Source organism: Microbacterium sp. NPDC091382 (assembly GCF_044757025.1).
Classification (GTDB): domain Bacteria; phylum Actinomycetota; class Actinomycetes; order Actinomycetales; family Microbacteriaceae; genus Microbacterium.
The window spans coordinates 1,414,745-1,427,848 of the sequence record NZ_JBIVUD010000001.1 but is presented as its reverse complement, the minus strand read 5'-3'; the positions used below and the strand labels follow the sequence as shown (position 1 = coordinate 1,427,848).

Sequence of the window (13,104 nt, the reverse complement as noted above, 5' to 3'; positions counted from 1 at the left end):
CGAGTGTTCACCATGTCGGCACCGACCGTTAACCTGAGCGCGGGAGGATCGCCGAGGTCTCTGCGCGACAGGTCGCGCCCCTCACCCGCCCCGCCCGAAGAGAAGGTGCTCCATGCGCGAAGTTTTCCACCAGTCCCTCGAGGACGTGCAGACCCGTCTCGTCGAGATCTCCGACCTCGTCGCCGTCGCCATCGAGCGGGCGACCCGCGCGTTCGCGACGAGCGACGTCGCGCTCGCCGAGGACGTCATCGACAACGACAAGGTCATCGACGACAAGGCCATCGAGCTCGATGAACTGGCGATCGAGATCCTCGCCCGTCAGCAGCCGGTCGCCCGCGACCTGCGCATCGTCGTCGCCGCCCTGCGGGTGAGCGCATCGCTCGAGCGGATGGGCGACATCGCCGAGCACATCGCGCAGCTGACGCGCATGCGCTTCCCGGAGCGCGCAGTGCCGAAGGGCCTGAAGAACACCTTCACGAAGATGGGCGAGATCGACACCGAGGTGGCGCGCACCCTCGCCGACCTCCTCCGCACAGAGGACCTGTCCCTCGTGAGCCGCCTGCACGAGCTGGACGACGAACTGGACGCCCTCCACCTCGCGGTGTTCGAGAAGGTCCTCAGCGACAACTGGCAGGGCGAGGCCTCGGCCACCGTCGACGCGACGCTCGCCTCCCGCTACCACGAGCGCTTCGGCGACCACGCCCTCTCGGTCGCCAAGAAGGTCTCGTACCTGGCGACGGGCACCTGGTCTGCCGACACCGAGAGCCTCGACGCCGAGGTGTGACCCGGCCCGGGCGAGCCCCGGACGACGAAGAGCGGATGCCGCGAGGCATCCGCTCTTCGTGTTCCCAGTGGCGTGCGGGGCTACTTCTTGCCCTGCGAGGCGACCGCGGCGGCGCCTGCGGCTGCGGCCTCGGGGTCGAGGTACTCGCCCGGCCCGAGGGGCCGGAGGTCCTCGTCGAGGCGGTACACGAGCGGGATGCCGGTGGGGATGTTCAGCTCGGCGATGTCGTCGTCGCTGATGCCGTCGAGGTGCTTCACGAGCGCGCGGAGCGAGTTGCCGTGAGCGGTGACCATGACGGTCTTGCCGGTCTTCAGATCGGGGACGATCTCGCTCTCCCAGTACGGGAGCAGACGGTCGATGACGATCTTGAGTGACTCGGTGCGAGGCACTTCACCATCGATGTCGGTGTAGCGGACGTCGCCGACCTGCGTGTACGGGTCGCTGTCGGAGATGTCCGGCGGCGGGACGTCGAACGAGCGGCGCCACAGCATGAACTGCTCCTCGCCGAACTCGTCGAGCGTCTGAGCCTTGTCCTTGCCCTGGAGGGCGCCGTAGTGACGCTCGTTGAGACGCCACGAGCGCTTGACCGGGATCCAGAGGCGGTCCGCGGCGTCGAGGGCGATGTTCGCCGTCTGGATCGCGCGCGACAGCACCGAGGTGTGGAGGATGTCGGGCAGCAGACCCGACTCCTTGATCAGCTCGCCGCCGCGCTGGGCTTCGGCCTTGCCCTGGCCGGTGAGACGGACGTCCACCCACCCGGTGAACTGATTCGACTTGTTCCACTCGCTCTGGCCGTGCCGGAGGAGGATCAAGGTGTAGGGGGCTGTCATGCTCGCAATCCTACCGGCGCGGCGGGTGCGATCATGGGGGCATGACGCGTTCCGATCCGGTCGTGGGACAGGTGACCCGGGGAACGACGAACACGAATCGGCTGCGCCGGGTGGACCGCTGGATCGCGCGGCATCCGATCCTGCGACGGACCGCGGACCCGCTCGTGGTCGACCTCGGCTACGGGGCCAGCGGCGTGACGGCCTTCGAACTCGAAGCGAGGCTCAGACGGGCACGCCCCGACGTGGAGGTGCTCGGGCTCGAGATCGAACCGGCGCGGGTCGCTCGGGCGCGCGAGCAGCTCGCGCAGGTGCGCGCCGGCGAGGCGAGCTTCGCCGCGGATGCGCGCGTGTCGTTCGCGCGCGGGGGATTCGAGGTGCCGGTGCCGGGAGGCCGGCGCCCGGCCGTCATCCGCGCCTTCAACGTGCTGCGGCAGTACGACGAGCACGAGGTCGCCGAGGCGTGGACCCGGATGGCGTCGCGCCTGCGCCCCGACGGCATGCTCGTCGAAGGGACGTGCGACGAGCTCGGACGCATCTCGACCTGGATCGAGGTGGGACCGGATGCCGCACCCCGAAGCCTCACGATCTCGCTGCGGCTCGAAGGGCTCGACTCCCCCGCGATCGCCGCAGAGCGCCTGCCGAAGGCGCTCATCCACCGCAACGTGCCCGGGGAACGGGTGCACGACGCGATCGGAGCGCTCGATCGGGAATGGACGCGGGCCGTCGCGGCCTCGTCGTTCGGCCCCGTGCAGCGGTGGCGTGCAGCCCTCGACGCGCTCGTCGCGACGGGGTGGCCGGTCGGCGGGCGCGCGCGATGGCGGCTGGGCGAGCTGACCCTGCCGTGGGAGGCCGTCGCGCCGCGATGACGCCGGGGGGAGACCGGGTCAGACCCGAGGCAACCGTGCCCGCGCATCCTCGGCGCTGAGGCCGGTCGCGCACAGCAGATCGGTGGCGAGCGGTCGGAGCGCTGTGATGAGCGTCTGGTCGCCGAGCGAGCCGTCGGGGACGAGGGCGATCGGATCGAGCCGCGCGGCGACCGCGGTGAGCACTTCGCGCGCCGCGGGTTCGTAAGTGATGTCGGTGAGGGATGCCTGGACGAGATCCGCCCCACGGATCAGCTCGACGAGCAGATCGGCGGCGACGTCGCGCTCCCGTCCGTCGTCGACGAGGTAGGCGGCGCGACGGGCGACGACGCGGAGGTTCCGCACCGCGAGGTCCATGCTCGCCCGCATCCGCTCGTAGCGTTCCAGCTCGAATCGCTGGCGGCGCAGGAACGGCGAGATCCGGGCGATCGCCGCGCCGGATTCGACGGACGTCTTCCAATCGTCGACGAGGCCCTGCAGCTCACGGGCCTTCTCGAGGCCGCGCTCGGTACGCACCCGGCTGCCACGACGCAGCCCTTGCGCGACGGTGCCGGCGGCTCCCTGGAAGGCGGCGAACAGGCGCCCGGCATCCGTCAGCACGGTCCGCACCGGACTGCGCGGGATGAGGGCGGTCACGAGCAGCGCCATCGCACCGCCGATCAGCGCGTCGAGCAGGCGGAGGAAGGGCACCTGAGCCGGCACGACGACGACGATGATCGACTGGATCGCGGCGGCGATGGCGAAGCCGGCCTGCGGCGACACGAAGCGGGCGATGGAGAGACTCACTCCGAGGGTGAGAGCGAGCTGCCACCAGCCGTTGCCGGCGAGGAACACGACGAGCTCGGCGACGAAGACGCCCAGCGTCATGCCGATGACGGTCTCGAGGACGCGCCACGGCCGCGCGTCGCGGACGAGTCCGAGACTCGAGATCGTCACGGTGGCCGCGATCAGCGGGGCGGGGTGCCCCAGCCCGTAGTGCGCGATCGAGAACGCGGTGCTGGCCGCGACGACGAGCTGAACGATGGCGACGGCCGAGCCCTTCAGCCGGGCCCAGCCCTCCCGCGGGTACCGGCGGGCGGTGGGCACCAGAGCCGTGGCCGTCGGTTCCCCCGTCATCGTCAGCGGCGCTGGGACAGCCGCGGAAGGCGCGGGACGGATGCCGCGCGTCCCGCATCCGGCGGCACGATGACTTCTTGGGCCGCGGCGATCTCGCCGCCGTCGACGTCGACCGTCAGCGCGGCGTCGACGGGGACGGAGCGCTTCACGATGGCGAGGGCGATGGGGCCCTCCTCGTGGTGTCGGGCGACGGAGGTGACGGCGCCGACCTCGGCCCCGTCGACCCGGACCGCGGCGCCGGATGCCGGGAGTTCGGCATCCGATCCGTCCAGCTGCAGCGACACGAGCCGCCGCGGCGGATGACCGAGGTTGTGGACCTTCGCGACCGTCTCCTGCCCGCGGTAGCACCCCTTGTCGAGGTGGACGGCGGTGCGGAGCCAGTCGACTTCATGCGGCAGCGTGCGACCGTCGGCCTCGGACGACGCGCGCGGACGCCAGGCGGCGACGCGGAGGGCGTCGGCGGCGAGGTATCCGGCGAGATGCGCGTCGCCACGGCTCGCGGCGGCGGCCAGGTCGTCGAGAGCGGTGCGCGGCACGACGGCCTCGGCCCAGTCGCGATCCGTTCCCGGGTGCGGGTCGACGGCGGCGTACCCCCAGCCGCCAATGCCGACGTTCGGCCACGGGTCACGCCAGATCACCTCGGCGCCGAGCGCATCGACGGCCGAGTTCGTTCCGGCGACGACGGCGAAGGCGTCGGAGACGTCCTGCGGGTCGACCCGCAGGCGGAACCGCATGCGCGTGAGCCAGGTGAGCAGGCCGCCGGCGCGATCGAGATCGACGATGAGCCAGGTGCGCTCCCCGTCATCGACGACGGATGCCGCGTGCTCCACGTGTCCCTGCGGATCGAGCACCAGCAGCTCGGTGCCGACGCCCGGTGCGAGTGAGGTGAGCGCCTGCGATGTGATGGAGTCCAGCCACGACAGCCGGTCCTCGCCCGCGACGGTCAGCACCGCGCGGTCGGACAGCGGCGCAAGCGCCGACCCTGCGGCGAGATCACGCTGCTCCCGGACCGGGTTGCCGAGGTGCGCCAGTCCCCGCTCGTCAACGACGGCGCCGGGAACGCCGGCGAAGACGTCGGCGGTCACTGGACCCTCGCCAGGCGGGCGGAAGCGTGCGACGACAGTGCGGTGCCGAGGGCGGCGATGTCCCACGCCCAGAGCAGGTCGCCCTCGACGAGGCCGTACATCCGCGTCGCGGACGAGTAGTCCTTCGCGCCGGCCGGGCGCACGATCGCGTCAGTCGCGATGTCGATCCGGGGGCCGCGGACCTGTCCGAGGTAGAGCTCGCTGATGCCGTCCGAGTGGACGAGCGCCACTTCGATCTCGAATCCGCCGCTGTCGGCACGGAGGGCTTCGACATCGTCCGCGGTCCGGGCCTCGTCGCGCGGGGCGAGGGCGGGCAGGAGGGCGGGCCCGGCATCCTGCTCCGTCGCCGGTCGCGAGAGACGCCAGTAGCCGGTCTCGGCGACGAGGTCTCGGCGGGTGCCGTCGGCATCCTCGAACCAGGCGGTCGCCGCGTAGTTGAGTGCGTTCCCGCCGTCGTGGCTGAAGCTCACCCGGTGCGAGAACTCGCCGGACATGGTCCGACCCTGCGCGTCATATTCGAGGACGCCGGTGCCCTCCCAGACGCCGAGCAGCCAGGAGAGCGGGACCAGATCAGCCGGGAGGTCGGTCGGCAGATCGATCACGATGTCAGCGCTGACCGCGGTAGAGGTTCCACACCACGACGCCGGACACGAACGCGATCGCGAGCGATGCGAGGCCGAGCAGCCCGACGAAGAAGAGTTCGAGTGCGACGAGATCCATGCCGTCCACTTTAGCGGCCGCCGACGACGGTGCGGTTGAGGGATGCCGCCGGGTCAGGCGGCGGCGAGGAGCTCGGCGAGCCCGAAGCCCGCACCGAGCAGACCCATGACGACGAGGGCTCCGAGGACGCTGGCCGAGATGCGGATGATGAATCCCTGCGAGCGGCCCGACGCCAGCTGGATGGCGAAGGCGATGAAGAAGCACACACCGAAGCCGACGAGCAGCCACGCGCCGCGCCAGTCCGGGTCGACGAAGACGCCGACGGCGAGCGCGACGACAGCCGCGACGACCCAGACCGCGACGACACCGGCGATCCGACGACGGGGCAGGAGCTCGGGCGCGGTCATGGTCCCATTGTTGCGTACGCAGCAGGCGGGTGCACCGGCGGCGACACGGGGCGCGGCGGGGGTACCCCTAAGATGAAACGCGTTTCCGAGTCTGCACCGGAGGGTCCTCCTTGGCACAGCTGCTCGTCCTGAGCTCCGCCCCCGGCGGCGATGCCGTCCTGCCCGCCCTCGAACTCCTGAGCCACCGCGTCCGGCAGATCCCCGCCGAGGCCGCGCAGCTGGTCAACGCCCCGAACGCGGACGTCGTCTTCGTCGACGCGCGCAAGGATCTCGTGGGGGCGAAGTCCCTCTGCAAGATCCTCACCACGACCGGGCTCGACTCCCCGCTCGTCCTCGTGGTCACCGAGGGCGGTCTCACGGCCGTCTCGCCGGACTGGGGCATCGACGACGTCATCCTCGTCACGGCGGGTCCCGCCGAGGTCGACGCCCGCATCCGTCTCGCCGTCGGGCGCGTCTCCAAGGAGCAGGTGTCGACGCGCATCCAGACCTCGGGCATCAGCATCGACGAGTCCTCGTACTCGGCGAAGGTGCACGGCCGACCGCTGGACCTGACCTACAAGGAGTTCCAGCTCCTGCACTTCTTCGCGACGCACCCGTCGCGCGTCTTCACCCGCGAGCAGCTGCTCAGCGAGGTGTGGGGCTACGACTACTTCGGCGGCACACGCACGGTGGACGTCCACGTGCGACGCCTTCGCGCAAAGCTCGGAGATCTCGAGCAGCTCATCGGGACCGTTCGCAACGTGGGCTACCGCTTCAACGTCTACGAGGACGATCAGCTGCCGGGCGCGCCCGCCTGAGGCCGACACAGCGGCATCCGTCCGTCGCGTTCACGCACGCGACACGTCCCCCTGCAATGATGTGGGGATGATCGACACCCAGGTTCACGACTCCGGACTGGGCGACGCGGACGACGACGACTTCGACGACGTCGTCGAGGCGTACGACTCGCAGCTGCCCGACAACCGCTACCTCGACCGCGAGCTCAGCTGGCTCGCCTTCAACCAGCGCGTGCTGGAGCTGGCGGAGGATCCGAACCTGCCCACGCTCGAGCGCGCGAACTTCCTGGCGATCTTCGCCAGCAACCTCGACGAGTTCTTCATGGTGCGCGTCGCGGGCCTGAAGCGCCGCATCCTCACGGGACTCGCCGTCCCCACCAACGTCGGCCGCGCTCCCCTCGACGTCCTCACCGACCTCGCGACGGCGGCGCACGCCCTGCAGGAGCGCCACGCGGCGGTCTGGTCCGAGCAGGTGCGGCCCGCGCTGGCCGAGTCCGGCATCGAGGTGGTGTCGTGGGCCGACCTGTCGGACGAGGAACGCGGCATCCTCTACGACTACTTCTCCTCGCAGGTGTTCCCGGTGCTCATGCCGCTCGCGGTCGACCCGGCGCACCCGTTCCCGTACATCTCGGGACTCTCGCTCAACCTCGCGATCCGCATCCGGAACGCGCGGACCGGACGCCAGGAGTTCGCTCGTCTGAAGGTCCCCCCGATGATGCCGCGCCTCGTCGAGGTCCGGAAGGACGGGAACACCGTCCGCTACCTCCCGCTGGAGGAGCTGATCTCCGAGAACCTCGGCGACCTCTTCCCCGGCATGGAGATCCTCGAGCACCACACGTTCCGCCTCACCCGGAACGAGGACGTCGTCATCGAGGAGGACGAGACCGAGAACCTCATCCAGGCTCTCGAAGCGGAATTGCTGCGGCGCCGATTCGGACCGCCGATCCGCCTCGAGATCACCGAGGACATGGACGACGTCACGCTGTCGCTCCTGCTCGACGAACTCGACATCACCGAGAACGACGTCTACCGTCTGCCCGCTCCGCTCGACCTGCGCGGCCTGTTCTCGTTGTCGCAGATCGAGCGCCCCGACCTGCGCTACCCGGCCCACGTCCCGAAGACGGCGACGCCCTTCCAGCCGGCGGAGCAGAACGGTCGCGCGGACCTGTTCGCGGCGATCCGCAAGGAGGACATCCTCGTCCACCACCCGTACGAGTCGTTCACGACCAGCGTCGTGTCCTTCCTGCAGCAGGCCGCCCGCGATCCGCACGTGCTCGCGATCAAGCAGACCCTGTACCGGACCTCCGGCGACAGCCCGATCGTCGAAGCCCTCATCAATGCGGCCGAGAACGGCAAGCAGGTGCTCGCCCTGGTCGAGGTCAAGGCGCGCTTCGACGAGGCCGCGAACATCGGCTGGGCGCGCACGCTCGAGAAGGCCGGTGTGCACGTCGTGTATGGTCTCGTGGGTCTGAAGACCCACTGCAAGCTGCTGCACGTCATCCGCGAAGAGGACGGCGCGCTGCGCAGCTACAGCCACATCGGAACGGGCAACTACAACCCGAAGACGAGCCGCATCTACGAGGACTACGGCCTGTTCACGTCGAACGAGCAGGTGGGTCGCGATCTCACCCGCCTGTTCAACGAACTCAGCGGATATGCCATCGAGAAGAAGTTCAAGCGCCTTCTCGTCGCTCCCCTGCACCTGCGCAAGGGCCTGCTCCGCCTGATCGACGCAGAGCGCCGCAATGCCCTCGACGGCAAGCCCGCCTACGTTCGCATCAAGGTCAACTCGATGGTCGACGAGCAGATCATCGACGCGCTGTACCGCGCGAGCCAGGCCGGTGTGAAGGTCGATGTGTGGGTGCGCGGCATCTGTTCGCTGCGCTCCGACCTGCCCGGGGTGAGCGACAACATCACGGTCCGCTCGATCCTCGGCCGCTACCTCGAGCACTCGCGCATCTTCGCGTTCGCCCACGGCGGCGAGCCGCAGGTCTACATCGGCAGCGCCGACATGATGCACCGCAACCTCGATCGCCGCGTCGAAGCCCTCGTCCGCGTCACGGAGCCTGCGCACGTCGCTGAGCTGCTCTCACTGTTCGACCTCGCGATGGACGACGACACGAGCTCGTGGCACCTCGGCGCCGAGGGCGAGTGGACGCGTCACCACCTGGCCGCGGACGGCACGCCGCTCGTCGACCTGCAGGAGAAGACGATGTCGGACGTCCTGCGGCGGCGGCGCCAGCGGGCGGTGCGATGACGGAAACCGCGGTCTACGCCGCCGGCGGCGTGGTGTGGCGGATGCTCGACGGCAAGCTGCTCGTGCTCGCCATCCATCGCACCAAGTACCGCGACGTCACGCTGCCCAAGGGCAAGGTCGATCCCGGCGAGACGCTCGCCGAGACGGCCGTGCGCGAGATCCACGAGGAGACCGGCATCCGGGTCCACCTCGGTGTTCCCGTCGGGATCTCGAACTACCGCCTGCCGAGCAAGCGAACGAAGATCGTGCACTACTGGAGCGCGCAGGCGACCGAGAAGGCCATCCGCGAGTCCGCGTTCGTCCCGAACCGTGAGATCGCGGCGCTGGAGTGGATGCCGGCGCGCAAGGCGCTGGGCAAGCTCAGCTACCCGGTCGACGTCGAGATCCTCGAGAACTTCCTGCGCCTCGTGGACGACGGCGTGCTCGAGACGTTCCCCCTCGTCGTGCTGCGTCACGCGAAGGCGACGCCGCGTGAGGAGTGGTCAGGAGAGGATGCCGCCCGCACCCTGACCCCTCGCGGCAAGAAGCAGGCGAAGGCGATCGTCGGACCGATCCGGGCCTTCGGCGTCCGCCGGATCTACTCGAGCGATGCCGTCCGGTGTGTGGACACGGTCGCACCCCTCGCGAAGGCGCTGCGCCGCGACATCCGTCGCACCTCCGCCGTCTCGCAGGATGCCTGGGATGCCGGCACCGCGGACGCGCGGACGCTCGTCGGCAAGCGCGTGCGGGCAGGGAAGCCCGCCGTGATCTGCTCACACCGGCCCGTGCTCCCCGACGTCATGCACGAGATCGCGCTGGCCACGGGCACGGTGAAGGGCTCGTACCTCGGCGACGCCTCGGCACTGGAACCGGGCGCCTTCTCGGTCGTCCACCTCTCGGCCACGAACCCCGGATCGGGGATCGTGGTGATCGAGACGCACTCGCCGAAGGTGTGATCCGACGGGCGAATCCGATCGGACCGGGTTCGTTCACCTGTCGTTCACCTCCGGAGCGGAACCTGGTCACCGGCAGCTCTTAGCGTCGAGCCAGCCCCGCACCGGGGTGTCCCGATCACCCGAAGGAATTCACACGTGAAGCTCAACCGCATCGCCCGCGTGGGCGCTGTCGCAGCCGTCGCCGTCCTCTCCCTGTCGGCCTGCGCCGCCAACGAGGGCACCCCCGCTGGCAGCAGTGGCCAGCCCTCCGATGGCGGTTCGTCGCTGTCAGGCACCGTCAAGGCGACCGGCGCCTCGTCGCAGGGCGCCGCCCAGCAGGCGTGGACCGCAGCGTTCCAGAAGGCGAACCCGGACGTCACGATCAACTACCAGCCCACCGGCTCGGGCACCGGCCGCGACAACTTCATCGCCGGCTCCAGCAACTTCATCGGTTCCGACCGCGCGTACAAGACGGACGAGATCGCCGCAGGCACCTTCGGCGCCTGCGCGACCTCCGACATCATCGAGGTCCCCGCCTACATCTCGCCCGTCGCCGTCGTCTTCAACCTCGACGGCATCAAGGAGCTGAACCTCACCCCCGAGGTCATCGGCAACATCTTCAACGAGAAGATCGAGAAGTGGAACGATCCGGCGATCGCCGACCTCAACGAGGGCGTCGAGCTTCCGGACCTGGCCATCACGCCCGTCTTCCGCGGTGACGAGTCGGGCACCACCGGCACCTTCACCGCCTACCTCGCGGCGGTTGCTCCGGACGCGTGGCCCTACGAGGACGACGACGCCTGGCCCGTCAAGACGAAGCGCTCCGAGGCTGCACAGCAGACCTCCGGCGTCGAGGCCACCGTCAACGGCGGAAAGGGCACCATCGGCTACATCGACGCCTCGCGCGTCGGCGAGCTGGGTTCCGCCGCCATCAAGGTCGGCGACGACTTCGTGCCGTTCTCCTCCGAGGCCGCCGCCGAGCTCGTCGCGTCGTCGCCGCTCGAAGAGGGGCGCGCCGATGGCGACCTCGTCTTCGACGTCGACCCCGCCAAGGCACCCGCCGGTTCGTACCCGATCGCTCTCGTGAGCTACCTCATCGGCTGCGCCCAGTACGAGAAGCCCGAGACGGCCGACATCGTCAAGGCGTACTTCTCCTACATCGTCAGCGAAGAGGGCCAGAAGGTCGCCAACGAGGCTGCCGGCTCCGCTCCGCTGTCGACCGAGGTTGCCGAGAAGGCTCAGACCGCGATCGACATGATCAGCGCCAAGAAGTAAGACCCTCGCTGCTGGTGGCTCCCGTTCGTCGGGAGCCACCAGCAGCACTCACGTCCGCCCCGCTTCCGACCCGAGGACTGCGATGCCCCCCACCACCGACCTGGTCGCCGACCAGGACACCGCCCGGCGACCGATGCGTCGACGCGGAGATCTCGTCTTCTCCAGCACCGCGCTGGGCGCGGGCATCATCATCCTCATCGTCCTTGCCGCCGTCACGCTCTTCCTCATCGTCGAGAGCATCCCGGCATTCACAGCGGACCCCGACGAGACGCAGTTCCTGAACGGTGAGCCGTTCTGGCAGTACGTCTGGCCCTTCGTCTTCGGCACCCTGTGGGCCTCGGTGATCGCGCTCGTCGTCGCGACCCCGCTGGCGATCGGGATCGCCCTCTTCATCTCGCACTACGCACCCCGCAAGCTCGCCGCAGTGCTCGGCTACGTCATCGACCTCCTCGCCGCGATCCCCTCCGTGGTCTATGGCCTCTGGGGCGCTCTCGTGTTCTCGCAGCTCCTGCAGCCCTTCTACGTCTGGCTGAACGAGAACTTCGGCTGGATCCCCTTCTTCGCCGGCGCTGTCTCCCCCACCGGACGGACGATCCTCACGGCATCCCTCGTCCTCGCCGTGATGATCCTGCCGATCATGACCGCGATCACGCGCGAGGTCTTCCTGCAGACGCCCGTCCTCCACGAAGAAGCGGCCCTGGCCCTTGGCGCGACGCGCTGGGAGATGATCCGGATGGCCGTCTTCCCCTTCGCCCGCGGCGGCATGGTCTCGGGTGCGATGCTCGGCCTGGGCCGCGCCCTCGGAGAGACGATGGCCGTCACGATGGTCCTCTCGGCGACGGGTGCGGTGACCTTCCAGGTGCTCAACTCGAACAACCCGACGCCCATCCCCGCGAACATCGCCCTGAACTTCGGTGAGGCCTACGGCGACGGCGTCAACGTCCTCATCGCGACGGGCCTCATCCTCTTCATCGTGACCTTCGCCGTCAACGCGATCGCCCGGTGGGTCGTCAACCGCCGTGCCGAGTTCTCTGGAGCGAACTGATGACCACCCTTACCCGCTCCGAAACCCGCACGCCCGTGGGCAACTCGCTCACCGCGGGACAGCTGCCCAAGTGGATGCCGTGGGTGCTGCTCGTCGGCGCGCTCGTGCTGTCCGGCATCCTGTTCGCCATCATGAACAGCGGCAGCGACGTCGCCGACTTCAACGTCGCCGGTGCCACCTTCGTGGGCGTCGTGCTGTTCGCAATCGTCCTCGTGGTCCTGTCGAGCGTCGTCGAGACGCGACGGCGGGCAGCGGACCGCCTCGCGACCGTGCTGGTGTCGATCGCCTTCACGATCGCGCTGCTGCCGCTCATCTCGCTGCTGTTCACGGTCGTCGTCAACGGCATCGCGCGATTCGACCCGATGTTCTTCTCCTACTCGATGCGCAACATCGTGGGCGAGGGCGGCGGCGCCATCCACGCCATCTGGGGAACCCTCATCGTCACCGGCTGGGCGACCGTCATCTCGGTGCCGATCGGTCTCATGACCTCGATCTACCTCGTCGAATACGGCCGCGGCCGCGTGGCGAAGCTCATCACCTTCTTCGTGGACGTGATGACCGGCATCCCGTCGATCGTCGCGGGCCTGTTCATCGTCGCCGTCTGCGCGCTGCTGTTCGGCCCGGGTCTCAACACCGGCTTCATGGGCTCGCTCGCCCTGTCGGTGCTGATGATCCCGGTCGTCGTGCGCTCGAGTGAGGAGATGCTGCGGCTGGTTCCGAACGAGCTGCGCGAGGCGAGCTACGCCCTGGGTGTGCCGAAGTGGCTGACGATCGTCAAGGTCGTCCTCCCCACCTCGATCGCCGGCATCACGACGGGCATCATGCTGTCGATCTCGCGCGTCATCGGTGAGACCGCACCCCTGCTGCTGACGGCCGGGTTCACGCAGTCGCTCAACATGAACGCGTTCGACGGCCCCATGATGACACTGCCGGTGTTCGTCTACGACCAGTTCCAGAACCCGGGCACGAACATCCCCGCCGCACTCGAGCGGGCCTGGGCCGGGGCGCTCACCCTCATCATCATCGTCATGGCGCTGAACCTCATCGCACGCTTCGTCGCGAAGAAGTTCGCCCCCAAGTTCGGCCGCTGAC

At 69.3% G+C, this 13,104-nt stretch carries 13 protein-coding genes; 8 read left to right on the top strand and 5 right to left on the bottom strand.

The window, feature by feature from the left end; translation table 11 throughout:
* The first annotated feature begins 112 nt into the window (after window positions 1-112).
* Complete coding sequence (gene phoU, locus ACIQLK_RS06915) at window positions 113-784, top strand: phosphate signaling complex protein PhoU (protein ID WP_400363674.1); 672 nt, start codon at window positions 113-115, stop codon at window positions 782-784.
* 80 nt (window positions 785-864) lie between these two features.
* On the opposite strand, the gene ACIQLK_RS06910 is transcribed toward phoU, so the two are convergent.
* Window positions 865-1,614 carry a phosphoglyceromutase gene (locus ACIQLK_RS06910; protein ID WP_400363673.1) on the bottom strand — a complete coding sequence of 250 codons (750 nt, stop codon included), beginning with the start codon at window positions 1,612-1,614 and terminating at the stop codon, window positions 865-867.
* Window positions 1,615-1,655: 41 nt separating this feature from the next.
* Here ACIQLK_RS06910 and ACIQLK_RS06905 point away from each other — a divergent pair, with 41 nt between their 5' ends.
* A complete protein-coding gene (locus ACIQLK_RS06905; RefSeq protein WP_400363672.1) occupies window positions 1,656-2,480 on the top strand; it encodes a class I SAM-dependent methyltransferase in 825 nt (274 codons plus the stop codon).
* 18 nt (window positions 2,481-2,498) lie between these two features.
* Here the strand turns inward: ACIQLK_RS06905 and ACIQLK_RS06900 are convergent, their stop codons facing one another.
* The 4 genes from ACIQLK_RS06900 to ACIQLK_RS06885 all read right to left on the bottom strand — a co-directional run bounded on the left by ACIQLK_RS06900 (window position 2,499) and on the right by ACIQLK_RS06885 (window position 5,745).
* Window positions 2,499-3,593, bottom strand: a complete 1,095-nt coding sequence (locus ACIQLK_RS06900; protein ID WP_400363671.1) for an aromatic acid exporter family protein — start codon at window positions 3,591-3,593, stop codon at window positions 2,499-2,501.
* A gap of 2 nt (window positions 3,594-3,595) precedes the next feature.
* Window positions 3,596-4,678 carry a YgfZ/GcvT domain-containing protein gene (locus tag ACIQLK_RS06895; RefSeq protein WP_400363669.1) on the bottom strand — a complete coding sequence of 361 codons (1,083 nt, stop codon included), beginning with the start codon at window positions 4,676-4,678 and terminating at the stop codon, window positions 3,596-3,598.
* On the bottom strand, window positions 4,675-5,280 hold the full coding sequence (locus tag ACIQLK_RS06890; RefSeq protein WP_400363667.1) for an FABP family protein: 606 nt from the start codon (window positions 5,278-5,280) through the stop codon (window positions 4,675-4,677). Before ACIQLK_RS06890 ends, ACIQLK_RS06895 begins: the two co-directional genes overlap by 4 nt.
* Window positions 5,281-5,451: 171 nt before the next feature.
* Window positions 5,452-5,745 carry a hypothetical protein gene (locus ACIQLK_RS06885; protein WP_400363666.1) on the bottom strand — a complete coding sequence of 98 codons (294 nt, stop codon included), beginning with the start codon at window positions 5,743-5,745 and terminating at the stop codon, window positions 5,452-5,454.
* Between the two features lie 110 nt (window positions 5,746-5,855).
* Here ACIQLK_RS06885 and ACIQLK_RS06880 point away from each other — a divergent pair, with 110 nt between their 5' ends.
* The 6 genes from ACIQLK_RS06880 to pstA all read left to right on the top strand — a co-directional run bounded on the left by ACIQLK_RS06880 (window position 5,856) and on the right by pstA (window position 13,103).
* Window positions 5,856-6,542: a winged helix-turn-helix domain-containing protein gene (locus tag ACIQLK_RS06880; protein ID WP_400363665.1), complete on the top strand. Its 687-nt coding sequence runs from the start codon at window positions 5,856-5,858 to the stop codon at window positions 6,540-6,542.
* Window positions 6,543-6,609: 67 nt separating this feature from the next.
* On the top strand, window positions 6,610-8,778 hold the full coding sequence (locus tag ACIQLK_RS06875) for an RNA degradosome polyphosphate kinase (protein ID WP_400363663.1): 2,169 nt from the start codon (window positions 6,610-6,612) through the stop codon (window positions 8,776-8,778).
* On the top strand, window positions 8,775-9,713 hold the full coding sequence (locus ACIQLK_RS06870) for an NUDIX domain-containing protein (RefSeq protein ID WP_400363661.1): 939 nt from the start codon (window positions 8,775-8,777) through the stop codon (window positions 9,711-9,713). The genes ACIQLK_RS06875 and ACIQLK_RS06870 overlap by 4 nt, the downstream gene beginning before the upstream one ends.
* Window positions 9,714-9,848: 135 nt before the next feature.
* Window positions 9,849-10,967 (top strand): phosphate ABC transporter substrate-binding protein PstS, encoded by a 1,119-nt coding sequence (locus tag ACIQLK_RS06865; RefSeq protein WP_400363659.1) that lies wholly within the window; start codon window positions 9,849-9,851, stop codon window positions 10,965-10,967.
* Between the two features lie 82 nt (window positions 10,968-11,049).
* Window positions 11,050-12,012, top strand: a complete 963-nt coding sequence (pstC, locus tag ACIQLK_RS06860; protein ID WP_400363657.1) for a phosphate ABC transporter permease subunit PstC — start codon at window positions 11,050-11,052, stop codon at window positions 12,010-12,012.
* Window positions 12,012-13,103: a phosphate ABC transporter permease PstA gene (gene pstA / locus ACIQLK_RS06855; protein WP_400363655.1), complete on the top strand. Its 1,092-nt coding sequence runs from the start codon at window positions 12,012-12,014 to the stop codon at window positions 13,101-13,103. Before pstC ends, pstA begins: the two co-directional genes overlap by 1 nt.
* Window position 13,104 lies beyond the last annotated feature (1 nt).